Origin of the sequence: Bradyrhizobium sp. BTAi1, from assembly GCF_000015165.1 — a bacterium.
Taxonomy (GTDB): Bacteria; Pseudomonadota; Alphaproteobacteria; order Rhizobiales; family Xanthobacteraceae; genus Bradyrhizobium; species Bradyrhizobium denitrificans.
The window spans coordinates 1,906,287-1,930,988 of sequence record NC_009485.1 but is presented as its reverse complement, the minus strand read 5'-3'; the positions used below and the strand labels follow the sequence as shown (position 1 = coordinate 1,930,988).

The window sequence follows — 24,702 nt, the reverse complement described above, 5'->3', positions numbered from 1 at the left end:
CGCCTGCGGGGGAGGGCTGGGGTGGGGGCGCCACACGGGCAGTCCCGCCGGAGCATTCCCCCACCCGCACGCGGGGGAGGCTCGGACCCATGCGCATCGAGCGCTTGATCTCCCGCCCGCAGCCCTTAGGTTCACAGAATGTCCCGAGTCGCCCTGCGGCTCCTTCCCCGTGAGCCATGACCACCTTCTCCCCCCACCAGGATTCCGCCCTCAAAGCCGTTTCGGACTGGCTGAAGGCGAAGCCCGGCCAGAATGGCACGCCGCAGGTGTTTCGGCTGTTCGGCTATGCCGGAACCGGCAAGACCACGCTCGCCCGCCACATCGCCGAGGGCGTCGATGGCGAGGTCAAGTTCGCGGCCTTCACCGGTAAGGCGGCGCTGGTGATGCGCAACAAGGGTTGCGACGACGCCTCCACCATCCACTCACTGATCTATCGCGCCCGCGAGAGCGGCGAGGAGCAGCCGAACTTCGAATTGTGGGACGACGCGCCGGCGTCCAAGGCCAAGCTGATCATCATCGACGAATGCTCGATGGTCGACGCCGATCTCGGCCGCGACCTGTTGTCGTTCGACTGTCCGCTCCTGGTGCTCGGCGATCCCGCGCAGCTGCCGCCGGTGCAGGGCGGCGGCTTCTTCACCGAGAGCGAGCCGGACGTGATGCTGACCGAGGTGCATCGCCAGGCCAAGGACGATCCGATCGTGCGGATGTCGATGGACGTGCGCGAAGGCAACACGCTCGACATCGGTCGTTATGGCGAGAGCGAGGTGGTCGAGCGTCGTGAACTCGATCCGTCCCGCGTCATGGAGGCCGACCAGGTGCTGGTCGGCCGCAACGCCACGCGCCGCGCCTACAACAACCGGTTCCGGCAGCGCCTCGACATCGAGGACGCGCTCCCCGTGGCCGGCGACAAGCTGGTCTGCCTGCGCAACAACCGCAAGAAGGGCCTGTTCAATGGCGGCCTGTGGCGGGTGAAGTCGCGCGCCACCTCCAAGTCCAAGATCGTCACGATGCGCGTCGCGCCCGATGAAGATCTCGGACGCAAGGTGACCAAGGTCTCGGTGCGCGGCGAATGCTTCGCTGGCGGTATCGAGGACATCCCATGGGACCAGCGCAAGCCCTATGATGAGTTCGACTACGGTTACGTGCTGACCGTGCACAAGTCGCAGGGCTCGCAATGGGACGACGTCGTGCTGTTCGACGAGAGCTTCGCCTTCCAGGAAGCCCGCGCGCGCTGGCTCTACACCGGCATCACCCGCGCCGCGAAGCGCCTATCCATCGTTGTTTAACCTTCGCATCGAGAGATGGCGGTATCGCACTGCCTCGCACAGCCTCAAGCTGCGACCAGTTGATCCAGGTCAACCTGCCGCAGCACGCTTGGCAGATAAAAATCGATTCACATCTCTGCACGGCAACAGCAGGCGGGGCGCAATCGCATGGCAAGGAAGACCACGAAAGACACGGCCTCGAATGGGTCACGCACCAAGCGCGCGAGCGCGAAGGCCAACGTCGCGCGACGGCAATCCGCAGCTCCGCTCGATCCGATCGCCCAGTCGCTGATCGATGAATCGATGCAGGCGGCGCAGATCACCGAGCTGTCGGCCTTCGAGAGCGTGCTGAATGGACCGCCGAGGCTCGACGCGAACAGCGCTCCGGTGAGGGCCATGCTCGACGGCGCCGCGCCCGATGATGCCAAGCTGATGAAGGCGCTGATCGACGGCCGGGAGACGAAACGCGACAAGCGCCACACCTCCGACGAACTCGCCGACAATTGGCGACAGGGCGGCTATCCTTACAAATACCGCATGTATCGCAAGGACTATGAGGAGCAGAAATTCATCCTGCAGACCGAGCTGCTCAAGCTGCAGAACTGGATGAAGGATGCGCGGCAGCGCCTGGTACTCTTGTTCGAGGGCCGCGACGCCGCCGGCAAGGGCGGTACCATCAAGCGCTTCATGGAACACCTCAACCCGCGCGGCGCCCGCGTCGTGGCGCTGGACAAGCCGAGCGACGTCGAGCGCGGCCAATGGTACTTTCAACGCTATGTCGAACACCTGCCGACAGCGGGCGAGATCGTGCTGTTCGATCGCTCCTGGTACAACCGCGCCGGCGTCGAGCGCGTGATGGGCTTCTGCTCTCAGGCCGAATATGACGAATTTCTCCGCCAGGTGCCGGAGTTCGAGCGCAACCTCGTGCGCAGCGGCATGCACCTGATCAAGTTCTGGTTCTCGGTCAGCCGCGAGGAGCAGCGCCGCCGCTTCAAGGAGCGCGAGGCGCACCCCTTGAAGCAGTGGAAGCTGTCACCGATCGACACCGCCTCGCTCGACAAATGGGACGACTATACCCGCGCCAAGGAGGCGATGTTCTTCTCGACCGACACGGCCGACTGTCCGTGGACCGTGATCAAGTCGGACGACAAGAAGCGCGCGCGGCTGAACGCGATGCGCTGCGTGCTGCACTCTCTGCCCTATGCCGGCAAGGACGTGTCGCGCATCGGCCATGTCGATGACCTCATCGTCGGCCGCGCCAGCGTCATCCACGAGCGCGAGGAGCACGCGAACTGAGGCGAGCTTCCCCGCACGAGCGCGCGTCGCGCATCGTGCGGTTCGCCACTCTTCCTCGCATCAGCGCCGATGCGCAAGGCCGGCCGGACCGAAGCGTCCCGGCGCGGGAGCGGGTTGCGGATGGGCTGGCGCAGCGCCATGGGTCCGCACCAGCCCCATGCGTCCGGCCGGCGTCAGCGCGCCGCCATTGAGCACGTCGCGATTGGGATACATCGCCTGAAAGGCCGCGGGCTCTTGTTGTCCCCAGAACCAGCCCTGCGCCGATGCCGGGGCAGCCGCCATCGTCGGCAGCAGCAGCGCTGCCGTCAGCATTTTCCAAGATGTCATGATGGGTCTCCGATCTCTGGCGGTGGGAGATCGCGGATTCACTCGGCCGGTTCTCTTGAAGGATCGTTTCCGTCAGAGGCGCGATCGCCTCATCGCTGTTGGCCCGGATATGGTGAGCATCGGATCGGTCGTCCACGCCGATCGTCCACCGGACGCATCACGACCGCGCGACAATTATTCGATCGATAGCGAAGTGTACCATGACTTGAACGCCACGGTTTGCGCGTCGCTTTGCTTTGCCGCCAGCGGGTCGGCATAACGTCCGCGCAGGAGCGGCAGGGCCGATCGGAACATAGTCGCGGCGGATCTCGGACGGAGCCAGCAGGAACATCAATGGTCGAAGAACGTCGTACCTCGGGCGAGGCCGGCCTCGCCAGCCGCATGCTCCGCGGTCGGCGAGGCGGACCGGCAGGCCCCTGGCGGCTTGTTCACGCAGTCGTGTGGCCGCCGCTGTAACGCCCAGAGACCGCCGACGTATCTTGCGACAGAGGCCGGGACGGGCCAGTGTTCCGGCCGGCGACATGAAACAAGTCACCCAGACGAGGATCCAAGATGCGCCTCACCCGCTCCCTTTTCATCAAGACCGCCCTGCTCGGCGCCATCGCAGCGGCCGGACTCCTGGCGTGGCAGCCGCTGCACGCCGCCGAGGAGGCGGTGGTGATCCCGCCGCCGGCACAGGACCAACCGGCCGGCGACGGGCTGGAGACCGCCGTGGTCGCCGGCGGCTGTTTCTGGGGTGTCCAGGGCGTCTATCAGCACACCGCCGGCGTGGTCAGCGCGGTGTCTGGCTATGCCGGCGGCACCAAGGCCACAGCCGACTATCGAACGGTCTCGAGCGGCACCACGGGCCATGCGGAATCGGTGCAGATCAAGTTCGACCCGAAGACGATCAGCTACGGGAAGATCCTGCAGATCTTCTTCTCCGTCGTGCACGATCCGACCCAGCTCAACCGCCAGGGCCCTGACACCGGCCCGCAATATCGCTCGGCGATCTTCACCACGTCAGACGCGCAGAAGAAGGTGGCCGAGGCCTATATCGCCCAGCTTGAGAAGGCCAAGGTGTTCGGCAAGCCGATCGTGACCAAGGTGGGTAAGCTCGAGGCGTTCTACCCGGCTGAAGCCTATCATCAGGACTATCTGACGCTGCACCCGAGCCAGCCTTATATTGCCTATAACGACCTGCCGAAGATCGAGAACCTGAAGAAGATCTTCGCGGAGAACTATATCGAGAAGCCGACGCTGGTCAGCGACGCGAAAGCGACGAACTGAGCGTGACCGGAGCCGATGAAGAGCCGGGCGATCGCTTGAGGCGATGCTGCCGGCCGAGATGTCATCGAAAGGAGCGGACTGGGCTGGTCCGCCGAAGGAGCTGAGATGAGCGACACCAAGACGAGCGACAAGGTCGTCAAAACCGAGGCCGAGTGGCGCAAGGAACTGACGCCGATGCAGTACGCCGTGCTGCGCGAGAAGGCGACCGAACGTCCGTTCTCGGGCGAGTACGAGCATGAGCAGCGCGCCGGGAGCTATGTCTGCGCCGGCTGCGGCCAGACCCTCTTCGAATCCGACGCCAAGTTCGACTCCGGCTGCGGCTGGCCGAGCTTCACCCAGCCGGCGGTCGAAAGTCATATCGACGAGGAGACCGACTATACCCACGGCATGGTCCGCACCGAGGTGCTGTGCTCAAAATGCTCGGGCCATCTCGGCCACGTGTTCCCCGACGGTCCGGGGCCGACCGGCCTGCGCTATTGCATCAACTCGGCGGCACTGAAGCTGAAGCCGCGGTGACGACGATGGCATGCTCCCGGCGCCGCTTCCACGGCGGTATCGGGAGCCGGCGCGGCGAATTTCCCGTTCCGGAGCGGCCAAAATCCGCCGCGCGGCGCGAGATTTTCGCTGTGCGGATCGGCCTCCCCTGCATTCACAAGTTGCAGATCGACTAAATCATTGAAAAGATAAAATATTTTCATCAGGCCCGCAGCAGGCTGGATTTACGATGTGACCGGGCAGGATTCGCATTTCTGTCAAATCGGCCTATATTAGGGGTCGTAACTGACATGCAGGGCTGGGCCGCCTGGAGCGGCATATACCGCCCTCCACTCCCGCAATCGCTGGCGTCATTGCCAAGCTTGATCGTTCGAAAGCTCGCGTCAGCGCTCTTAGCCGACAAGAAGAGGTCTCAGACCATGCGTCCAATGCGTCCGTTCAACTTCAACACTTCTGCCGAACTGTTCCCCGCCGCCATTCGCAAGAAGAAGCGGGCGGGCTTCGCCTATCGGCGGTTCGGCACTGCGGCTGAAGCAGTCCGCTTCGCCATGGAAGAGTTGCCGGCGGACTCGCTGAACGGCGCCTATCTGCAGGTCGAGGAGGCCCGTTTCGACCAGAACGGCATCCGCACCCTGTATGAGAGCGAGGCGTTCCCGCTGCCGCGCCGTGCGGTTGAGAAGGCTCCGGACGCCGACGCGGCGTAACCCGACTAGGCCTTCAGACGAAACCCTGCCCCGCCTCGAGCGGGGCAGTTTTTTTGTGGCCTGCGTGTGCTGCTTCGCCGCGCCTCACCGCGGCTGGGTGTCCAGCCAGCGCCGCAGGATCCTGGCGTTGCGCATATTGGCGCGGAACAGCACGTCGAAGGCGTCGCCGGCGACCGGCACCATGCCGATCACGCCCTCGACCGCGACATTGCCGAGCATGCGCGTGATCACGTGCCAGGGCGCGCCGAGCGCGCGGGCCTCGCGCACCAGCCACAGCGATAGCGCGGTCGCGATGAGGTCGCCGACAACCGGGATCAGGCCGATGATCCCGTCGATGCCGTAGCGAATATTGGTGCCGGGCAGCACGAAGGCGACGTCGAGAAGCTTGGCCACCGCCTCGAGCCGCGCAACGCGCTGCTCACGGGTCAGATTGCCGAACGGGTTGGTGGTCTGAAAGTCGAAGCGGAGGCCGCCGGGCCCGTCGAAGGCGCCGCCGGACGGACCCTGAAACGGTCCTTGCGGGATCTCCCGCCCGTCCTGGTCGATGATCGGCCCACGCGCCTCATGCGCGTTGAAGCGCGCCTGCGAGGCACGTCCGGTTGGACGGCGGGATGTCGTCGAGACCTGGTCTTGCATGCCCATCACATAGAAACGCGGCGGCGCCGCGCAAGTTGCGTCACGCCGTCACGCGCTGTGCTCGCGGGGCTGACCGGGCGCGGCGCCGGGGAGCGGCTCGTCGACATAGCGATGAACCAGCCAGGACGACACCGTCGCCGGAATGAAGCCGACCATCCCATAGAGGATCCATTGCAGGGCCCCCGAATCGGAACCATGCGAGGCATAGTTGAAGCCGGCCAGCAGGAAGCCGACGCTGCCGACCAGCAGCATGCGCAGCCCCGGCGGAATGCGCCGGACATGGAACAGGATGTCGTCGATCGCGCACATCATGAGGGCGGGCAGGAAGCCGAACAGATAGCTGAACTGCAGCGAGGTGACGAACACCTTGAACAGTTTGGCCACCTCGCCCGCGTCGGTGTTGGTCCAATAGCCGGACATATAGGTGGTGACCAGGAGCAGCACGAAGCCGCCCAGCGCCGGCCCGACGGCAACGAAGATCAGATACCGCTTCATGCCAAACCTCCTGCCTCGCCTAATGGCCGAACCCGCGAAGCCCGTGCCGTCCGGTCAGTCACCCCACAGCGTGAACGCGTCGTTGAAGGCCCGCTCCCCCGGTGCGCCCTTTTCGATCGCGATGATCGCCCGCCGCTGATTGGTGTAGACCAGGGGCACGTCGAACCAGGAGCGCTCCTTCAGGAGCTGAACATTGCGGGTCCGGTCGGCGTCCACATTGGACAGGCCGACCAGGAAGAAGCCATCGGTGACCTTGACCGCAAGGCCGGCCAGCGGCGTTCCGCGCGACTGCTCGTTGGATTTCATCAGGATGCCGGGCACGTTACCGACACCGCCGCCGGAGAAATCCTGCGGCAGGATGAAGGTCAGCTCGGCGGTGTGGCTCGCGGGCAGCGACGTGTCGGTGTTGCGCCGGAACGACATCGTCATCTTGAACTTGCGATCAGGAATCTCGATGTCCGCCCGAACGGCGATATCCGCCTTCTGCGTCCCCGTCGCCTTGATCTGCTCGGTGCGCCAGACCACCGATCCGATATATTGCTTGCCCTTGGGATCGCCGGGATCCTCGTCATAGAGCACGACCCGCTGCGCGACCGGCGCGATCTGGTCCGAGGACGGCGCCTGGCCGACCCGGTCGGTGATCTTCGGCTTCGTCAGCGGCGCGCCATTGTCCTTCGGCACCTCGACGGTCGAGGACGATTTGAACAGGTTGGTGACGGCGCTGACCAGCGGCCGGCCCCACAGAATGCCGGCGCCGATCAGGATCAGCACGATGCCGGCACCGATGGCGGCCTTGAACGGGAAGGTCGAGCCGCTCCGCTCCGACTTCTTCTTGCCCTCGCGCTCCGCCCCGGCGCGCTGACGGGCGGACGTGGCCGGCAGAGCGTAACGTTCCGCCTCCTGGACCGACTCGTCATAGGAATAAGGCGGCTCGGGCAGTGGCGGCCGGTCGTCATCGCCGTCGAGACGATCGAGCTCGGTCGCGGGAACATTGGCGTAGGTCTTCCGCGCGGCGCGATTGGCCTGGGCGGTCGCCTTGCCGAGATCGTCGACATCGGCCGTGATGTCGCGGAAGCCGCGCATCGCCGGCGTTGCAGCGGGGCCGTTGCTGTCCGGACCGCGGCGCGGAGCGGCGGTTCGTTCGCGCACCGGCGGAGGCGGTGCGTCCTGAGCTGCCGCTTGCGGCGGCTGGGGACGCAGCGGAGCCGTCGGCGCGGCAGCGGCGGGTGGCAGATCAGGCCGCGGGGCACGGGCAGGCCTTGCGTCCGGCGGCTCGGAGCCGAGCGGCGGACGATCATCGCGGGACATCGGCGGCACTGCCGCGGGCCGAGGCCGAGGGGCGGGAGATGGCGCCTGGTCCGGTCCGGGCCCGGGCTGGGCCACCGGCGCCGCCGGCCCATCCGGATTGCGCGCTCCGGCCCGCCGCAAGGCATCGCCTGGACGCGCGGCGCCGCTGGACGCCCGCTGCGCCTCGCGGGCGCGCTGGGCTGCCTCCGCTTCCACCTTGCGGACGGCCTCCTCCAGCGACAACCGCTCACGCGTGATCTCGGACTCGCTGAGTGGCGGCTGGACGCTCCGCAGCTGGGCGATCAGCGCCGCCCGAGCCCGCTCATAGAGCGCGCGCCGGCTCTCGCCGGGAGCATTGGGGTCCAATCCGGCAATGGCACGGGCTATCAGCGGGTAGTAGTCGGCCATATCAACTCAATTCGCGGGCTGCGCTGTCGGGTCCCGTCATGCCTCAAAGGGATTCTGGACCAGAATAGTATCCTCGCGTTCGGGGCTCGTGGAAAGCAGCGCGATCGGACAACCCACCAGTTCCTCGATCCGCCGGACGTATTTGATAGCCTGTGCCGGCAGATCGGCCCAGGAGCGCGCATTCGCGGTCGGCTGCTTCCAGCCTTCGATGGTCTCATAGATCGGTTCGACCCGGGCCTGTGCGCCCTCGCCTGCCGGGAAATGATCGATCTCCTTACCGTCCAGCCGATAGCCGGTGCAGACATCGATCGTGTCAAAACCATCGAGAATGTCCAGCTTGGTCAGTGCAAGACCGTTAATGCCGCACGTCCGCACCGCCTGGCGAACCAGAACGGCATCGAACCAGCCGCAACGACGCGGCCGGCCGGTGTTTGTTCCGAATTCACGGCCACGCTCGCCGATCTTGCGACCCGTCTCGTTGTCTTGCTCGGTCGGGAACGGCCCCTGCCCGACCCGCGTCGTGTAGGCCTTGCACAGGCCGAGCACGTAGCCGATCGCGCCCGGCCCAAGGCCGGCGCCGGTCGCGGCCTGCGCCGCCACGGTGTTGGACGAGGTCACGTAGGGATAGGTGCCGTGATCGACGTCGAGCAGTGCGCCCTGTGCGCCCTCGAACAGCATCCGCTTGCCCTCGCGGCGCTTGATGTCGAGCAGCCGCCAGACCGTTTCGGCATAAGGCAGCAGCTTCGGTGCGAATGCCGTCAGCTCGCGCAGGATGTCCTTGCCGTCGATCTGCTCCAGGCCGAGACCACGGCGCAGCGCGTTGTGATGGGCGAGCAGGCGATCGATCTTATGCGGCAGCGTGTCGAGATCGGCCAGATCCATCAGCCGGATCGCGCGCCGGCCGACCTTGTCCTCATAAGCCGGGCCGATGCCGCGGCGCGTGGTGCCGATCGCGGTCGCGGCGCTGGCGGATTCCCTGAGCGCGTCGAGCTCGCGGTGGAGCGGCAGGATCAGCGTGACATTCTCGGCGACGCGCAGATTGTCCGGGCTGATAGCGACGCCCTGCGACTGCAGCTTGCTGACCTCGTCCAGGAAAGCCTGGGGGTCGAACACCACGCCATTGCCGATCACCGACAGCTTCCCAGTCCGCAGCACGCCGGACGGCAGCAGCGCGAGCTTGTAGGTCGCGCCGTTGATGACGAGGGTGTGGCCGGCGTTGTGACCGCCCTGGAAGCGCACGACGATGTCGGCCTGCTCCGACAGCCAATCGACGATCTTGCCCTTCCCCTCGTCACCCCACTGGGCGCCGACGACCACGACGTTAGCCATGCGCAGCTCTTTCCTGTGCCAAGATCCAAAACAGCACGATCGGCTCGGGCGATATCGCTTCCGATGAGGGGCCAGCCTGGCCAACCATGCGCCCAGCCCTAATCGCGGCCGGGACCGCTCGCTTGCGAGGCGACCCACCGGATAAAGGAAGCCGCCGGGCTAGGCAAGCAAGAACGGGCCCCAGGAGCACAGAGAGCGCCACCAAGCCTTTGATAAGCCCCAAAATTTCAAGCCGCCCCGGCTGCGGATCGGGCGACCCGGCCCTTGCGCTTCTGGCGGCGCAATGATCCAGGTCCCCCATTGAACACCCGAACGGCGGCGATTCTACGATCGAAGCGGCGCGCCGTCAGGCTGGATCCGGCCATCGACAACCTCGATGATGCGATCACAGCGCCGTGCCAGGTCGAGGTTGTGGGTGACCAGCAGAAAGCTGGTGCCGACCGCGCGATTGACCTCCCGCATCAGCCCGAAGACCGCTTCTGCGGATTTGGTGTCGAGATTGCCGGTGGGCTCGTCCGCCAGAACCAGATCGGGATTCATGGCCAGCGCCCTGGCCACCGCGACCCGCTGCTGCTGACCACCCGACATGTTGCTCACGAGATGGTTGGCGAATTTGGCGAGGCCGACCTGGTCCAGCAGGCGCGAGGCCTGGGCCTCGATCTCGGGACTGGGGAAGCCGCGATCGACCAGGAGGGGCATCATCACATTCTCCTTGGCCGTGAAGGCCGAGATCAGGAGATGAGATTGGAAGATGAAGCCGATGGTGTGCCCCCGCAGATGAGTGAGTTCGGTATCACCGAGCACCGCCGTATCCTGACCCTTGATCGTCAGCCGGCCGGAGGTCGGCCGGTCGAGCAGGCCGACGATATTGAGAAGGGTGCTCTTGCCGGAGCCGGACGGACCAATCAGCGCGACGAACTCGCCGCGATCGACCTCGAGGTCGATGTCATGCAGCACCTCGGTCTCGGTCGGCTGGCCGACGTTATAGGCCTTGCACACCTTCTCCAGGCGCAGGATGTCCTCAGCCACGGATCGCCACCACCGGATCGAGCCTGGCAGCGCGCAACGCCGGCGCCGTCGCGGCGAGCAATCCCGTCACGGTGGCGAGCACCGCCGTGATCAGGAACAGGCGCCGCTCCAGGATCAGCGGAAACAGCTCCGAACCGTCGGCCTGGCGCTGTACCGCGTGCCAATAGATCAACGCACCGGCGCCCATCGCGGCGCCGAACAGCGACCCGATGAAACCGAGCAGGCCGCCCTGCAGGAGAAACAGGCGCATGATCTGGCCGCGCGAGGTCCCCATCGCGCGCAAGATGCCGATCTCCTTGGAGCGCTGGATCACTGAAACGATCAGCACCGCGGCAATGCCGAACGCGACCGACAACCCGACGAAGACCCGGATCAGCGTGTTGGAGGTCTCCTGGGCGCGCACGGCGGTGAAGAACTGCGCATTGGTCTTGATCCAGCTGTCGGCCTTCACCAGATTGGCCGCCTGGATGCGCTGCGCGATGTCCTCGGCGGCATAGATGTCCTGCACGGTGATGTCGATCGTGGTGACGCCGCCGACCATGCCGAGCAGCGACTGCGCCGTGCGCAGCGCGACATAGGCCGCCCGCTGATTGACGCCCTTGTTGCCGAGATCGACGAGGCCGGTAACTGTCAGCACGCGGTTGGCGCCGGATGCCGCCTGGACGTTGAGCTTGTCGCCGACGACGGCGCCGAGATCCTTGGCCAGTTCGATCCCGATGATGATGTCGTCGCTGGTCAGCCGCGGCTCGCCGGCCGCGATGTAGTCCGGTACGCGCACGATCGTGAAATAGCTCTCCGGCTCGATCCCCGAGAGCGTGACGGCGCGACTGGCGTCGCCACGAATGGCGAGAGCGGAGCCCGAGATGGTCGGCGACACCGCCGTGATCTCCGGCATCGCCTGCATCTGATTGCGGATCTTGGGCCATTGATCAATCGAGATCACGCGCTGGCTCGGGCGCTGCACGATAGCGTCCTCGATTACACCGTGGTCATTGCGCAAGGGACGTGCGACCTGATCGGGCGTCAGCAATTGGATCTGCGGCTGCGAGGTCAGCACGCGCTTGATGAAATTGGCCTCGAGCCCCGCCAGCATCGCCGACATGAAGACGATCACGCCCACCCCGATCGCGATGCCGCCGATGATGAACAAGGTCTGGAGCCGCCCTTCACGCAGGAAGCGCACGGCCGCGATCCACTCGAACGGCAGCCAGCGGTTCACGGCAGCACCGCACGGAAACGCTGGCCGGTCACGACGCCGGAACTCTGGGGAACCGCGACATCCCCGGCGCTCAAGCCAGCGACGATCTCGACATGGCTGTTGCCGCGGATGCCGACGCGAACCGGAATCTTGGCCGCGCGACCGTCCTTGACGCCGAGCACCCAGGGCTGGCCCGAGGTGAGGTCATGAACCGAACGCACCGGCAGCTCCAGAGTATCCCGACGAGCCGCAACCTCGATGTCGACAGACACCGTCATGTCCTGGCGCAGATAATCCGGCGGATCCTTGACGGTCAGCTTGACCTGCACGGAGGCGCGGGAGATATCGACGCCGGGATTGATGTAGCTGACGACCGCAGCGAAGCGCCGGTCGGGATAGGCGTCGGCCGAGGCCAGCGCGGTCTGGCCCAGCGCCAGCTTGCCGAGATTGCGCTCGTCGATCTGCAGCACGAGTTGGACGTCTCCCGCCGGCGCCAGCACCAGCAGCGCTTTGCCGGGCTGCGCCACGGCGCCCTTCTCGACGTTGCGCGTGATCAATACACCGTCGCGCGGGGCCAGAATGGTGGCGTAACCGAGACGGGATTGCGCCGTGTCGAGATTGGCGCGCGCCTGGTTGAGCTGGGTCTCGGCCATCACGGAGTCGCTGCCGCCGGGACTCGCCGTGAACACCTGAAACTCGGCCGCGCGCTTCTGCGCCAGAGCCACATCGAGCGTCTTCTGCGCCTCGTCGAGCGCAGCCCGGGTGGCGTAGCCATTGCTGGCCAGTTGCGATGTACGGTCGTAGGTTTGCTGGGCATTGAGCAGGGTCGCCTGCGCCTGACGCAGCGCTTCCTTGGCCGACGGCAAGGTCAGCTCGGCGAGTTGGCGCATGCGCGCCTCCGCCTGCGCGACGGCGCCCTGCGCCTGCAGCACGGCGGCCTTCAGTTCGCGCGCCTCGAGCGAGATCAGAGGCTGGCCCTTGGTGACACGCTGCCCTTCCTGCACCAGTACGTCGTCAACGGTTCCGGTGATCTGGCTGCCGATCTCGACGCGATAGGGCGTCTCGACATGGCCGCTGGCGACCACAGTCTCGACCAGATCACCACGCCGGACCAGATCAACCACCACCGCTGGACCAAGGACCGCACGCACGCTCTGCCAGCCGCCGAAGCCAAGCAACAGCATAACGGCAAGGACGAACCAGCGGTGCGCCCAGACGACGGACCCGAGAGCGGACAGCGAGCTGGCTTTCTGACGTGGGAGGGCTGCAGTTTGATCGACCATCTCTGTCAATACGTAAGCGCCCAAAGAAACGGGCGGAGTTTCGTCCGCGCATGCCTGACCATGCGGCGCGCCAGCCCCACGGCCCGCACCGGTAAAGTAGGTCATCGCAGCATCAGCATCTTGCGCTAGGTCAACCGCGATGCGGCGCATCGTGCAAATCAGGACCAATGGCCATGAACATTCGTCCACAAACATGAACGGGGCCACGTGAGCAGCAACACCACCTCGAGCCTCAACCGCTTCTGGCACCTTCCGCAGGCGACGATCTGCGGCAGCTTGGGCTGCGGCCTGAATGGCCTCGGCCAGACTGACGCTGAACAGCGCCTCCAGCGCTACGGCCGCAACGCCGACATGCCGTCGCACGTGGTCGGCCCTCTGCGCGCCGTGCTGCGCCGGCTGCTCGAGCCGCTGTCGCTCATTCTGCTGGTGGCTGGCATCATCTCGATGGGCACGGGCGACGTGATCGGTGGCGCGATCATCGTCATGATCCTGGCGCTCTCGATCGGACTCGATACGGTTCAGGAGGGACACGCCGTCAGGGCCGCCGAGGAGCTCCGCCGCTCGGTCGCCTTGAAGGCCGAGGTGCTGCGCGACGGCACCTATCGCGAGATCTATGTCGAGGAGGTCGTGCCCGGCGACATCATGCGCGTGCGCGCCGGCGACATCATTCCTGCGGACGCGCTGGTCATCGAATCCAAGGCCTTCACCGCGGGCGAGGCCGCGCTGACCGGCGAGCCCTATCCCGTCACCAAGCAGACCGGCGTTCCGACGGATGAGAGCGACACGTCGACCGCGCTGTTCCGCGGCTCGGTGGCGCAGACCGGCGAGGCCGTCGCGCTGGTCGTCAACACCGGACCGAATACAATGTTCGGTGCCGCCGCCTCGGCGCTGGCCGAGGTGCAGGGCCGCACGGCGTTCGAGCGCGACCTGCATGAATTCGGCCTTGTGATCGCCCGGCTCACGCTGGCGCTCGTGCTCATCGTGCTCGCGGTCCGGGTCGTGTTCGGCCGCGACGTCCTCGATTCGCTCCTGTTCTCCGTCGCGCTGGCGGTGGGGCTGACACCCGAATTGCTGCCGATGATCACCACCGTGACCTTGTCGCGCGGCGCGCTGCGCATGGCCAAGCGCAACGTCATCGTGAAGCGGCTCGCTGCGATCCACGATCTCGGCGCGATGTCGGTGCTGTGCACCGACAAGACGGGGACACTGACATCCGCGGAGATTACGCTTGCCCGCAGCGTCGGGCCCGACGGCAGCGAGGCTCCGCGCGCCGCCGAGCTCGGCGCCATCGCCGCCGCGCTCGGCGGCGACCGCGGCTCACTCGACGCCGCGCTGATCGCGGGCGCCGATCATGCCGCGTCAGGATGGAGCCTGGGAGGCCAGCAGGCCTTCGACTTCTCGCGCCGCCTCGGCTCGGTGCTGGCGATGCGCGGGCAGGACCAGATCCTGATCGTGAAGGGCGCGCCCGAAGCGGTGATCCCGCTCTGCACGCAGCAGCGGCAGGGCGGGACGGTCGCACCAATCGATGACGAGGGCGGCGCCGCCATCAGCGCGCGGGTTCATGCATTGGCGCAGGAGGGCCTGCGCACCGTGGCGATCGCCTCGCGGCCCTGGAGCGGCGCACCACGCGAGATTGAAACGGATGACGAGCAGGAGCTGATCTTCGAGGGATTATGCGCCTTCGCTGATCCGCCGAAGCCGACCGCCGCGGCCGCGATCGCGCAGCTCGCCCGCGCCGGCATTACGCTCAAGATTCTGTCCGGCGACGATCCGGTGGTGGTCAAGCGGCTGGCCGGCCTGGTCGGGCTGAAAGCGGATCGTGTGCTGTCCGGCAGCGACATTGCCGAGCTCAGCGACGATGCGCTCGCGGTGCAAGTGCGGTCCACCGACGCCTTCGGCCGGCTCGCGCCGGATCAGAAATCACGGATCGTCAAGGCGCTGCAGGCTTCGGGCGAGGTCGTCGGCTTCCTCGGTGACGGCATCAATGATGCACCGGCCCTGAAGGTCGCAGACATCGGCCTGTCCGTCGACGGAGCCACCGGCGTGGCGCAATCGGCGGCTGACATGATCCTGCTCGCCTCCGATCTGGAGGTCGTCGCCGACGGCGTCGAGGAAGGCCGGCGCACCTTCGCCAACATCCTCAAATACGTCCGGATGGGCGCGAGCTCGAATTTCGGTAACATGCTCTCGATGGCGGTCGCATCGATCATGCTGCCGTTCCTGCCCATGCTGCCGACGCAGATCCTGCTCAACAACCTGCTCTATGACCTGTCGGAACTCGGCATCCCCTTCGACCGCGTCAGTCCGCAGGCCACGGCACGTCCGCAGCGCTGGGACATGAAGCGTCTGCTTCGCTTTGCAGCCATCATGGGACCGCTCTCGTCGGTGTTCGATTTCCTGACCTTCGGCGCGCTGCTCTATCTGTTCCAGGCGACGCCCGACGAATTTCGCACCGCCTGGTTTCTCGAATCTATGGCCACCCAGATTCTCGTCATCTTCATCATCCGGACCAATGGCCGGCCATGGAGCAATCGCGCCGATCCGATGTTGACGGCCTCCTCGTTGATCGCGCTCGTCGTTGCGCTGGTCGTGCCGTTCACACCCGCCGGCGCCTGGTTCGGCTTTGTAACACCGCCGGTCCCCCTGCTCATGGCCATCATGGCCCTTGTCGCCGCCTATCTGCTCTGCGCGGAATGGCTGAAGTCCTTCGCGATACAAGCCGGCCCCGGGCGATCGCACCGGCCGCATCCCGCTCACCACCGAGCTGCGTGACCGCCCTGGCTGCATAGTCGCGATGCATCTGCCCTCTTGATAGGCAGCCGGGATTGGTGTCTCTCGCAAGAGCCGGGGAGGAACGTCGGCCGGGTCCTGCCGGCCGAATGCCGCGGCCTACCGAACCGGGGCCAACACCGACCCATGTCCGCCGCCGATCCCACCGCATCCGCCGCGCCCAAACGCGCCTGGATCGCGAACCAACCCTATGTGCTGCTCAGCATCACGGCGCTGTGCTGGGCCGGCAATGCGATCGTCGGCCGGCTCGCTGCCGGCCATATCCCGCCGGTGACGCTGTCGTTCCTGCGCTGGTCGCTCGCCTTCCTGCTGATCCTGCCGCTCGCCTGGAAACAGCTCCGTCAGGACTGGCCGGCAATCCGGTCGCGGCTCGGCATCATGATCGCGCTCTCCCTGACCGGCATCGGCGCCTTCAACACCTTGCAATATTGGTCACTGGAATACACCCAGGCGCTCAACACGCTGTTGCTGCAATCCTCCGGCCCGCTGATCGTGGCGGTGTGGTCGATGCTGCTGCTGCGCGTGCATCTGACCGCGGCGCAGGCCATCGGCATCGTGTTGTCGCTCGCTGGCGTGCTGCTGATTCTGACGCGGGGCCATCCGACGGCGCTCGCCAGCATCACCTTCAACCGCGGCGACCTGATCTTCCTGCTGGCCATGGCCATCTTCGGTTTCTACTCGGTACTATCGCTGAAGCGCCCGCAGATTCACGGCCTGTCGATGGTGGCGTTCACGTTCGGCTGCGGCGCCGCGAGTTTGATCCCCCTGCTGGTCTGGGAACTTCACGCCCGCCCGGTGATGGTCCTGGATGCCAAGAACCTGCTCTCTTTGCTCTATGTCGCGATCTTTCCGTCGACCATCGCCTATCTCTGCTTCAATCGCGGCGTCCTCTTGATCGGCGCCAACCGCGCTGCCCCGTTCCTGCACGTGGTGCCGGTGTTCGGCTCGATCATGGCCTTTGTCTTCCTCGGCGAGCAGCCGGAGATCTTTCACGTCATCGCCTTCGCGCTGGTGCTCGGCGGCGTCTTCATCGCCTCCCGCAAGCAGGCGACGTGAGACTCCTGCAAAGGCCAGCCGCTATCGGATCGCCTTGACTGTCATGTAGAGCGCCATCACCGACACAAAGCCGATCAGCAGGACGCGCAATCGCGCTGGCGACACGGCATTGGCCAGGCGAGCTCCCACATCGGTTCCGATCACCAGTCCGATGATGACAGTGAGCAGCGTCGACCAGGGCGGCAAGGCGCCGTGCCGCCAGTAGATCCAGGCTGACGGGATGGTCGTTGGCACCAGTGTCAGCACCAGGCTGATCATCTGGGCGCGATGCTGAGCCATCCCGAGCACTGCGCTCAAGCCGACCACGGTGGCCAGCCCTCCGCCGATGCCGAGAAAGCCGGACGACACGCCGGCCGCGCAGCCGACCCCAAGCAGCGCAAGGGCGCCTGGATCAAGCTCGGCATCCATCGTCTGGGCCGGCTCGCGATGTGACGACCGACGCAACAGCAGCACATCGAGCAGCAGCAGATAGATCACATAAGCCCATTGCAGCACGGTCGCCGCGGTTCCGTTGGCGATCACGGCGCCAATGACGCCGCCCAGCAGAAAACCGGACCCCAGCCATACCACCATCGACGGCGACACCCGGCCGCCCTCGTCCCGATAGCGCTTGATGCCGGCGAGGCTGGTCGGCGGAATTTGCGCCACCAGAGACAGGCCTTGCGCCACGTGTTGCTCGGCGCCGAGCAGGAGAACTGCGAACACGACGAGACCACCGCCGGGACTGACACCCAGCAGGCCCGAGGTGAAGCCGCCGATCAGGCCGGTGCCGAGTCCGCCGACCAGCTCGAGACCGTTTGTCATCGGCGCACCGGATGCTGCTGGTTCGAGCTTTCGTGCATCATCGCCTCGTCGCGATGCCGGATAGCAGCGCCTCGAACGCCGTCATGGCGTCGGAGGAGGAGAAAGGCTCGCCCCAAAGGCGCTGCAGCACGAAGCCCTGGAACATGGCGACCATGGTCCGGGCGATACTGCGCGGGTTGACGGCCCGGTCGACGACGCCCAACCGTTGGCCGCGCTGCAGCAGTTCGGTGATCACGGCGACCGGCTTGCGAACCCCGTCGACCACCTGCTCGCAAATCGCTTCGTCTCGCAACGCCTCGGCCCAGAGCTGCAAAGCGATGCGCCGGCTCCGCAGCCCTTCCTCCTTCTGCATATCCACGAGCGAGGCACGCGCGATCGCGCGCAGCCCGTCGAGCGGATCCGCACTGTCACGCGCAGCCGCCAGCAGAGCGGCGTCGCGGCCATGGCGGCGTTCGCCGATCGCCTGAATCAGCTCGTCCTTGCTGGCAAAATGCCCGTAGATGCACCCTGCGCTCAGGCCCACTTCAGCAATCACGTCGGAAATCGTGGTTTGATGAAAGCCCTGGCGAGCGAAGCAGGCCTCCGCTGCCCGCAGGATCTCATCGCGGCGCGCCGCCATCGTCGCCGGCTTCAGCTTCGGCATGCACAGCTCCGGTCAGAACACGCGCCAGACGGGGATCATGTTTCCCCTGCATCATAAAAAACGAATATTCTTTTTGTAAAGGGCATTGTCGCATGTTCGGACATGGCGGCCTCCCATCGCGCGCTCTTGTCTTGGCTCCGCTTTCGGGCACAAGCTCGGGTCAACAATCGAAGCTGGAACCTTGCCTGCCCCCTCGCAACCACGCTCTCCGTTCGCCTGGCTCAACAATCAGCCCTATGTGCTGCTCACGCTGGCCTCGCTGTTCTGGGCTGGCAACATTGTGCTGGCGCGCTATGTGGCCGGGCATGTGCCGCCACTGACGCTGTCCTGCATCCGCTGGATCGGAACATTCCTGATGCTGTGGCCTTTCGCCCGGACGCATCTGGCGCGCGACTGGCGGACGCTGCTCGCACATTGGCCGCTTCTGCTGCTGCTGGCACTGACCGGCTTTGCGGTCAATAACGCGCTGTCCTATTGGGCGATGCAATATACGCAGGCGCTCAACGGGCTGCTGATTCAATCCTCGGCGCCGTTGTTCGTGGCGCTGTGGTCGCTCGCTTTGTTCGGGGTGCGGTTGAGCGTGGGGCAGCTGACGGGCATTGCGATGTCGCTGACCGGCGTTCTCGTGATCCTGCTTCGCGGCGATCTCGGCGCGCTCGGTGCGATCCAGTTCAACCGAGGCGACCTGATGTTCGCCTCCGCGCTACTGGTTTTCGGACTCTACTCCGCCGTCATGACGCGCCGGCCGGCCGTGCACCAGCTTTCCCTGATCTCATGCTGCACGGCAATGGGAGCCGTGCTGCTGCTGCCCTTGGCGATCTGGGAATATTCATCCGGCTCCGTGCTCACGCCCGACCTGCTGTCGATCGCAACACTCGGCTATGTCGTGGTGTTCGCCTCGGCGCTGGCCTATTTGTTCTTCAACCGCGGCATCAGCCTGATCGGGCCGAACCGCGCCGCGCCGTTCCTGCACCTGGTGCCCCTGTTCGGCTCGGTGCTGGCGATCGTTCTGCTCGGCGAAGAGCTCAAGGCTTTCCACCTCGCCGGCTACGCGCTGGTGATCGGCGGCGTGATCGTGGCATCGCGCTCGCCGCTCCGGCCCGCTCGAGCCGGCGATCAGCGCAAGGACGGCTCGTTGCGGCAAGACGCCTCATGAAGGCCGGCAGGCATCATCCAGTTGTCATCGAAATGTCAGCATCGCGTTAGGGCTCCTGATCAGAACGGCGCATGGTTAAAGCTTTCAGGAGGCTTCGCATGCATCGATATCTGCTTACCACCGTCGCCGCCGTCGTTCTGACCGCCGGTGCGGCACTGGCCCAGGGCGAGGGCGAATTCCCCGCGACACTGGCAGGCCACGCGGTGATGCCGGCCGAGTCCTTCGTCGACGCCCCCGCCGATGCGCCCGTTGATCTCAAGACTTCGGGCAAATACACGACCGGCAAGCGCATCGACGCGATCGGGACCGTGATGGGCAAGTCCTACGAACGCGCCACCGGGGTGTCCCTGCCGTTCAAGGGCCAGCCTTTGCAGGGCCATTCCGGCATCAAGAAGATGGCTGACGGCACCTTCTGGGTACTTACCGACAACGGCATGGGCTCGCGCTACAACTCGCCGGACTCGATGCTCTATCTGAACCACTACAAGATCGACTGGAGCACCGGGAAGGTCGAACGGCTCGAGACCATCTTCCTGCACGATCCTGAGCGGAAGGTGCCGTTCCGCATCATCCACGAAGACACCGCCAGGCGCTATCTCACCGGCGCCGATTTCGACACCGAAGGCTTCCAGATCATCGGCGACAATCTCTGGATCGGCGACGAGTTCGGTCCCTACATCATCAAGGCCGACAAAGGCGGCAAGGTGCTCGCCGTGTTCGAGACGGTTGCGGACGGCAAGCCGGTTCGATCGCCCGACCATTGGGCGGTGCAATCGCCCGGCGCTCCCGGCGCGACCTACAGCAATGTCAATCTGCGGCGCTCGAAGGGCTTCGAGGGCTTCGCCTCGTCCGTCGACGGTAAATTCATCTACGGCCTGCTCGAAGGCCCGCTCTGGGATGGCGAGAAGAAGGAATGGGAGAAGGTCGATGGCAAGGAAGCGTCGCGCATCCTCGAATTTGACGTCGCCGCCGAGAAGTTCACCGGCCGTTATTGGCAATACGTGTTCGAGCAGAACGGCAATGCGATCGGCGACTTTAACATGATCGACCCGAGCCAGGGCCTGGTCATCGAGCGCGACAATGGCGAGGGCACCAGCGACAAGGCCTGCCCGCAGGGCGTCCGCGGCGAGAACTGTTTCCCGGACGTCGCGAAGTTCAAGCGCGTCTACAAGATCGAACTGTCCGACGCCAATGTCGGCAAGCCGGTGCGCAAGATCGCCTATATCGACCTGATGAAGATCAAGGATCCGGACAAGAAGGCGCGCAAGCCGCTCAACGACGGCGTCCTCACCTTCCCGTTCTTCACAATCGAGAATGTCGATCGCGTCGACGACACGCACATCATCGTCGGCAACGACAACAACCTGCCGTTCTCGTCAAGCCGCGAGCCGAACAAGGCGGATGATGATGAGTTCGTGCTGCTCGAAGTCGGCGACTTCCTGAAGGCGAAGTAACGGCACGTCGATTGCAGCCGCCGTCGCGCCGAGAGCCTGTCTCGGTCGACGGCGGACCGCAGACAAATCAAGCCGTTCGCACCTTCGCCATGAAGCCGTCGACGGCCTGCTGCAACAGGCCGGATTGGCTGTCGAGCTCGCGTGCGCTGGAGAGCACCTCGGAGGCCGCCATGCCGGTCGCCTCCGCGGCCTTGGTGACACCGCCAATATGGGCGCTGATCTCGTTCGACCCCGCGGCCACCGACTGGATGTTGCGCGCGATCTCGCGCGTCGCATCGCCCTGCTGCGCGATCGAGCTCGAGATCGAGTTGGTGATCTCGCTCATCTGCGCGATGGTCTGGGTGATCCCGGTGATGGCGGCGACCGCATCCTGGGTCGAGGTCTGCATGGCCACGACCTGCGCGGAGATCTCCTCCGTCGCTTTGGCGGTCTGATTGGCCAAGGCCTTGACCTCTGAGGCGACGACTGCGAAGCCCTTGCCGGATTCCCCGGCGCGCGCCGCCTCGATGGTCGCGTTGAGGGCGAGCAGGTTGGTCTGGGCCGCAATCGAGTGGATCAGCTTGACGACTTCCCCGATCTTCTCGGCACCGCTCGACAGCACCTGCACCGTGGCATTGGTGCGCTCGGCATCGTTCACCGCCTGGCTCGCGACCTCGCTGGAACGAGCCACCTGACGCGAGATCTCCGCCACCGAGCTCGACAGTTCCTCCGCGGCGGCGGCCACGGTACCGACATTGTCGTTCGCGCTCTGCGTGGCGGCGCTGACCGTAGAGGCGCGCGCGCTGGCATCGCTGGCGGTCGATGTCATCGACTGCGCCGTGTGCTGCATGCCCTCCGCAGCCGACGCCACCGAACGGACAATGCCGTTGACGCTGCGTTCGAAGTCGGCAGCGAGATTTTCCATCGCGGACCGGCGCTCGGCCAGCGCGCGCTGCTGGGTCGCAGCTTCCGCCTGCTCGAGCTCGCGCATCCGCAGCGCGTTGTCCTTGAAGATCTGCACGGTGGCCGCCATCGAGCCGATCTCATCGCCGCGACCGACGCCGGGAATCTCACCCTCGAGCCGTCCGTCGGCGATCTCGCGCATGCGGCCGCCGAGGCGATCGAGCGGCACGCTGATGCTGCGGCCGATCAGCCAGGCGATGCCGCCGGCAATCACGGCAATGCCCGCGCAAGCCAGCCACATCATCCATTTCAGCGGCTTCAGCTTGGCATCGAGATCGTCGACATAGACACCGGTGCCGACGAAGGCGTTCCAGGCCGGAATGGCGAGCGCATAGGAGATCTTGCGCGTCGGCTGCTCCTGGCCGGGACGGAGATATTCATAGTGCAAGGTGACCTCGCCATTCTTGGCGACGCCGTCGCGCAGCTCCACCACGAGCTTGCGCCCGTTGAGCTCGAAATCGATGACGTTCTGGCCGCGCTGCTTGGGATCCTGGGACAGGATGACATTGCCTTCCATGGTGTAGGAAAACAAATAGCCCATGCCCTTGTCGAACGTCATGGTGCTACCGCGCTTGACGAACTCGTCGATCGCGGCCTCTTTCGTCATCCTGCCGGCCTCGACCTCCTTGATCAGGCCGAGCGCCATGTTGCGTGCCGTCTCGACGATCGCCCGGCACTGCTCGATGCGCGCGTTGACCATCTCCCGCTGCATCAGATTGCCCGCAAATGTGCCCGCGGCTGCAAGCCCCAACAGCGCAACGCCGACGACAATCCCGAGCTTGGGGGCGATCCTGATATTGTTCAGCAGCACGCGACACTCCACCCGACCGACGCGATCGGTCGCCAAACGTAAACTGCCGATGAATTCATCACGCGATGGTTAGAGCTCCGTTGCCGGGAAGACCCGTAAAAACCCGGGTTCAACCTGTCGCGCGGACGTCGTCCGCCGGTGCCTTCATGGACACCGGCCGCAGCGGCGCGAACTCCTCGGCGGTCAGCGTCTCCTTTGCGATCAGCAGCGCGACGCCCTGCTCGAGATCGCGGCGATGCGCATCGAGGATCGCACGGGCGCGCGCGCCGCCCTCCGCGATGAGATCGCGCACGGCAAGGTCGATCTCCCGTCCGGTCTGTTCGGCCGCCGATACGAGCTGATCCTGCGGCTGCAGGAACGAGGCCTGCGGCCGCGGCGCGTAGGTGCGCTGGCCGACCGTCGCGTCCATGCCGTATTTGGTGACCATCTCGATCGCGATCTCGGTCGCACGCTGCAGATCGTCGGCCGCGCCGGTGGACACATCACCGTCGAAGATCAATTGCTCGGACGCGCGTCCGCCCATCAGCACTGCGATGCGGTTCTTCAACTCGCTGACGGCCAGCAGGAAGCGGTCCTCGGTCGGGCGCTGCATGGTATAGCCGAGCGCGCCAACACCGCGCGGAATGATCGACACCTTCTGCACCGGATCGACGCCGGCCAGATTGGCGGCGACCAGCGCATGGCCCATCTCGTGATAGGCGACACGCCGCCGTTCAGCGGGATTGAGCACTCGGCTCTTCTTTTCCAGGCCGGCCACGATCCGCTCGATCGCGGCGGTGAAATCGTCGAAGGTGACCTCATGTCCTCTGCGGCGGGTCGCAGCGATGGCGGCCTCGTTGATCAGATTGGCAAGGTCGGCGCCAGTGAAGCCCGCGGTCAGCGCGGCGACCTTGTCGAGATCGACGCTCTCGGCCATCGTGATCTTGCGGACATGCACCTTGAGGATCGCCAGCCGTCCGCCTTTGTCGGGCCGGTCGACCAGCACCTGGCGGTCGAAGCGACCGGCGCGCAGCAGGGCCGGATCGAGGATCTCCGGCCGGTTGGTGGCGGCGAGCAGGATCACGCCGGCGCTCGGATCGAAGCCGTCGAGCTCGGCGAGCAGCTGGTTGAGCGTCTGCTCCTTCTCGTCATAGCCGCCGAGCCCGCCGCCGGCGGTCCGGCTGCGCCCGAGCGCGTCGAGCTCGTCGATGAAGATGATGCAGGGCGCGGCCTTGCGCGCCTGCTCGAACAGATCGCGCACTCGCGCGGCGCCGACGCCGACGAACATCTCGACGAATTCCGAGCCGGAGATCGAGAAGAACGCCACACCGGCCTCGCCTGCGACGGCGCGCGCCAGCAGGGTCTTGCCGGTGCCGGGCGGGCCGACCAGCAGAATGCCTTTCGGCACATGCGCGCCGAGACGGCCATAGCTCTTCGGGTCCTTCAGGAACTGCACCACCTCCTGCAGCTCGAACTTCGCCTCGTCGACGCCGGCAACGTCGGCGAAGGTGACCTTGGTGTCGGTCTCGACATAGACCTTGGCGCGCGACTTGCCGATCGACATCAGCCCGCCAAAGCCCTGCCGGTCCATCACCTTGCGGCCGAGGAACACCCAGATCAGATAGAACATCAACGCCGGCACGATCCAGGACAGCAGCGTCTGGATCACACCGCCCGAGGGCACGCCGGTCACCGTGACGCCCTTGGACGCCATCTTTTCCGCCAACGCAGGATCGACGCGCGCGGTGATGAACGAGGTCTTGCCGTCCTGCTGCTTGTCCTTGAACTTGCCCTGGATGGTGTCCTGGCTGACGGACACTTCCGCAATCTTGCCTTGCTCGACCAGTTGCTCGAACTGGCTGTAGGGAATGGTCTCGACCGTGTTGTAGGTCGTCAGCAGCCATTGCAGCAGCAGCATGCCGACCCCGGCAAGAAAGATGTAGCTGACCGCGATGGCTTGCTTGCGGGTGTTGGGATCGGATTCCATGTCACGCTCTCTTTCGGGCAGCTCGCTCGCCGCTCATCGGGGGAGCGGGACCGAATGGC

General features: G+C 65.6%; 21 protein-coding genes. 9 read left to right on the top strand and 12 right to left on the bottom strand.

The window, feature by feature from the left end; genetic code table 11:
• Nucleotides 1-176 precede the first annotated feature (176 nt).
• Both BBTA_RS08665 and ppk2 read left to right on the top strand, forming a co-directional pair.
• Nucleotides 177-1,286 (top strand): ATP-dependent RecD-like DNA helicase, encoded by a 1,110-nt coding sequence (locus tag BBTA_RS08665; RefSeq protein ID WP_012042092.1) that lies wholly within the window; start codon nt 177-179, stop codon nt 1,284-1,286.
• A 147-nt stretch (nt 1,287-1,433) separates the two neighbouring features.
• Nucleotides 1,434-2,561, top strand: coding sequence for a polyphosphate kinase 2 (gene ppk2 / locus BBTA_RS08660; RefSeq protein ID WP_012042091.1), 1,128 nt, complete (start codon nt 1,434-1,436; stop codon nt 2,559-2,561).
• A 60-nt stretch (nt 2,562-2,621) separates the two neighbouring features.
• Here ppk2 and BBTA_RS08655 read toward each other — a convergent pair whose 3' ends face one another.
• Complete coding sequence (locus tag BBTA_RS08655) at nt 2,622-2,888, bottom strand: hypothetical protein (RefSeq protein WP_012042090.1); 267 nt, start codon at nt 2,886-2,888, stop codon at nt 2,622-2,624.
• A gap of 552 nt (nt 2,889-3,440) precedes the next feature.
• Here BBTA_RS08655 and msrA point away from each other — a divergent pair.
• The 3 genes from msrA to BBTA_RS08640 all read left to right on the top strand — a co-directional run bounded on the left by msrA (nt 3,441) and on the right by BBTA_RS08640 (nt 5,356).
• Nucleotides 3,441-4,157, top strand: coding sequence for a peptide-methionine (S)-S-oxide reductase MsrA (msrA, locus tag BBTA_RS08650; RefSeq protein WP_012042089.1), 717 nt, complete (start codon nt 3,441-3,443; stop codon nt 4,155-4,157).
• 105 nt (nt 4,158-4,262) lie between these two features.
• Nucleotides 4,263-4,673 carry a peptide-methionine (R)-S-oxide reductase MsrB gene (gene msrB, locus BBTA_RS08645; RefSeq protein WP_012042088.1) on the top strand — a complete coding sequence of 137 codons (411 nt, stop codon included), beginning with the start codon at nt 4,263-4,265 and terminating at the stop codon, nt 4,671-4,673.
• 398 nt (nt 4,674-5,071) lie between these two features.
• A complete protein-coding gene (locus BBTA_RS08640; protein ID WP_012042087.1) occupies nt 5,072-5,356 on the top strand; it encodes a hypothetical protein in 285 nt (94 codons plus the stop codon).
• 84 nt (nt 5,357-5,440) lie between these two features.
• Here BBTA_RS08640 and BBTA_RS08635 read toward each other — a convergent pair whose 3' ends face one another.
• From BBTA_RS08635 to BBTA_RS08605, 7 genes are all read right to left on the bottom strand, one after another.
• Nucleotides 5,441-5,992, bottom strand: a complete 552-nt coding sequence (locus tag BBTA_RS08635; protein ID WP_012042086.1) for a DUF4112 domain-containing protein — start codon at nt 5,990-5,992, stop codon at nt 5,441-5,443.
• A 48-nt stretch (nt 5,993-6,040) separates the two neighbouring features.
• Nucleotides 6,041-6,487: a DUF5413 family protein gene (locus tag BBTA_RS08630; RefSeq protein ID WP_012042085.1), complete on the bottom strand. Its 447-nt coding sequence runs from the start codon at nt 6,485-6,487 to the stop codon at nt 6,041-6,043.
• Nucleotides 6,488-6,541: 54 nt separating this feature from the next.
• Complete coding sequence (locus BBTA_RS08625; RefSeq protein ID WP_012042084.1) at nt 6,542-8,182, bottom strand: hypothetical protein; 1,641 nt, start codon at nt 8,180-8,182, stop codon at nt 6,542-6,544.
• Nucleotides 8,183-8,218: 36 nt separating this feature from the next.
• The gene (locus tag BBTA_RS08620) at nt 8,219-9,511 is read right to left on the bottom strand and encodes an adenylosuccinate synthase (RefSeq protein WP_012042083.1); all 1,293 of its coding nucleotides are present in this window, start codon (nt 9,509-9,511) and stop codon (nt 8,219-8,221) included.
• Nucleotides 9,512-9,835: 324 nt separating this feature from the next.
• The gene (locus BBTA_RS08615; RefSeq protein ID WP_012042082.1) at nt 9,836-10,540 is read right to left on the bottom strand and encodes an ABC transporter ATP-binding protein; all 705 of its coding nucleotides are present in this window, start codon (nt 10,538-10,540) and stop codon (nt 9,836-9,838) included.
• Nucleotides 10,533-11,759, bottom strand: coding sequence for an ABC transporter permease (locus BBTA_RS08610; RefSeq protein WP_012042081.1), 1,227 nt, complete (start codon nt 11,757-11,759; stop codon nt 10,533-10,535). The genes BBTA_RS08615 and BBTA_RS08610 overlap by 8 nt, the downstream gene beginning before the upstream one ends.
• Nucleotides 11,756-13,021, bottom strand: a complete 1,266-nt coding sequence (locus BBTA_RS08605) for an efflux RND transporter periplasmic adaptor subunit (RefSeq protein WP_012042080.1) — start codon at nt 13,019-13,021, stop codon at nt 11,756-11,758. The genes BBTA_RS08610 and BBTA_RS08605 overlap by 4 nt, the downstream gene beginning before the upstream one ends.
• Before the next feature lie 207 nt (nt 13,022-13,228).
• Between BBTA_RS08605 and mgtA the strand changes: the two genes are divergently transcribed.
• The gene (mgtA, locus tag BBTA_RS08600) at nt 13,229-15,793 is read left to right on the top strand and encodes a magnesium-translocating P-type ATPase (protein WP_012042079.1); all 2,565 of its coding nucleotides are present in this window, start codon (nt 13,229-13,231) and stop codon (nt 15,791-15,793) included.
• Nucleotides 15,794-15,937: 144 nt separating this feature from the next.
• Nucleotides 15,938-16,867: a DMT family transporter gene (locus tag BBTA_RS08595; RefSeq protein WP_012042078.1), complete on the top strand. Its 930-nt coding sequence runs from the start codon at nt 15,938-15,940 to the stop codon at nt 16,865-16,867.
• A 21-nt stretch (nt 16,868-16,888) separates the two neighbouring features.
• Here BBTA_RS08595 and BBTA_RS08590 read toward each other — a convergent pair whose 3' ends face one another.
• Entirely contained in the window at nt 16,889-17,671 is a 783-nt protein-coding gene (locus BBTA_RS08590) for a sulfite exporter TauE/SafE family protein (RefSeq protein WP_012042077.1), read from the bottom strand.
• Nucleotides 17,672-17,708: 37 nt separating this feature from the next.
• Entirely contained in the window at nt 17,709-18,314 is a 606-nt protein-coding gene (locus BBTA_RS08585; RefSeq protein WP_012042076.1) for a TetR/AcrR family transcriptional regulator, read from the bottom strand.
• A 181-nt stretch (nt 18,315-18,495) separates the two neighbouring features.
• On the opposite strand from BBTA_RS08585, the gene BBTA_RS08580 reads away from it, so the two are divergent.
• Together BBTA_RS08580 and BBTA_RS08575 are read left to right on the top strand one after the other, a co-directional pair.
• Nucleotides 18,496-19,470 (top strand): DMT family transporter, encoded by a 975-nt coding sequence (locus BBTA_RS08580; protein WP_012042075.1) that lies wholly within the window; start codon nt 18,496-18,498, stop codon nt 19,468-19,470.
• A 98-nt stretch (nt 19,471-19,568) separates the two neighbouring features.
• Nucleotides 19,569-20,924: an esterase-like activity of phytase family protein gene (locus tag BBTA_RS08575; protein WP_012042074.1), complete on the top strand. Its 1,356-nt coding sequence runs from the start codon at nt 19,569-19,571 to the stop codon at nt 20,922-20,924.
• Nucleotides 20,925-20,991: 67 nt separating this feature from the next.
• Here BBTA_RS08575 and BBTA_RS08570 read toward each other — a convergent pair whose 3' ends face one another.
• Nucleotides 20,992-22,677, bottom strand: coding sequence for a methyl-accepting chemotaxis protein (locus BBTA_RS08570; protein WP_012042073.1), 1,686 nt, complete (start codon nt 22,675-22,677; stop codon nt 20,992-20,994).
• Between the two features lie 109 nt (nt 22,678-22,786).
• Complete coding sequence (gene ftsH / locus BBTA_RS08565) at nt 22,787-24,643, bottom strand: ATP-dependent zinc metalloprotease FtsH (RefSeq protein WP_012042072.1); 1,857 nt, start codon at nt 24,641-24,643, stop codon at nt 22,787-22,789.
• Nucleotides 24,644-24,702 lie beyond the last annotated feature (59 nt).

Excerpts from the sequence above, each read along its gene's own strand:
- BBTA_RS08575 (WP_012042074.1), top strand. The coding sequence starts at position 19,569 with ATGCATCGATATCTGCTTACCACCGTCGCCGCCGTCGTTCTGACCGCC.
- ftsH (WP_012042072.1), bottom strand. The coding sequence starts at position 24,643 with ATGGAATCCGATCCCAACACCCGCAAGCAAGCCATCGCGGTCAGCTAC.
- BBTA_RS08630 (WP_012042085.1), bottom strand. The coding sequence starts at position 6,487 with ATGAAGCGGTATCTGATCTTCGTTGCCGTCGGGCCGGCGCTGGGCGGC.
- ppk2 (WP_012042091.1), top strand. The coding sequence starts at position 1,434 with ATGGCAAGGAAGACCACGAAAGACACGGCCTCGAATGGGTCACGCACC.
- BBTA_RS08620 (WP_012042083.1), bottom strand. The coding sequence starts at position 9,511 with ATGGCTAACGTCGTGGTCGTCGGCGCCCAGTGGGGTGACGAGGGGAAG.
- BBTA_RS08605 (WP_012042080.1), bottom strand. The coding sequence starts at position 13,021 with ATGGTCGATCAAACTGCAGCCCTCCCACGTCAGAAAGCCAGCTCGCTG.
- BBTA_RS08595 (WP_012042078.1), top strand. The coding sequence starts at position 15,938 with ATGTCCGCCGCCGATCCCACCGCATCCGCCGCGCCCAAACGCGCCTGG.
- BBTA_RS08655 (WP_012042090.1), bottom strand. The coding sequence starts at position 2,888 with ATGACATCTTGGAAAATGCTGACGGCAGCGCTGCTGCTGCCGACGATG.
- BBTA_RS08585 (WP_012042076.1), bottom strand. The coding sequence starts at position 18,314 with ATGCCGAAGCTGAAGCCGGCGACGATGGCGGCGCGCCGCGATGAGATC.
- msrB (WP_012042088.1), top strand. The coding sequence starts at position 4,263 with ATGAGCGACACCAAGACGAGCGACAAGGTCGTCAAAACCGAGGCCGAG.
- BBTA_RS08635 (WP_012042086.1), bottom strand. The coding sequence starts at position 5,992 with ATGCAAGACCAGGTCTCGACGACATCCCGCCGTCCAACCGGACGTGCC.
- BBTA_RS08625 (WP_012042084.1), bottom strand. The coding sequence starts at position 8,182 with ATGGCCGACTACTACCCGCTGATAGCCCGTGCCATTGCCGGATTGGAC.
- BBTA_RS08590 (WP_012042077.1), bottom strand. The coding sequence starts at position 17,671 with ATGACAAACGGTCTCGAGCTGGTCGGCGGACTCGGCACCGGCCTGATC.
- BBTA_RS08665 (WP_012042092.1), top strand. The coding sequence starts at position 177 with ATGACCACCTTCTCCCCCCACCAGGATTCCGCCCTCAAAGCCGTTTCG.
- msrA (WP_012042089.1), top strand. The coding sequence starts at position 3,441 with ATGCGCCTCACCCGCTCCCTTTTCATCAAGACCGCCCTGCTCGGCGCC.
- BBTA_RS08640 (WP_012042087.1), top strand. The coding sequence starts at position 5,072 with ATGCGTCCAATGCGTCCGTTCAACTTCAACACTTCTGCCGAACTGTTC.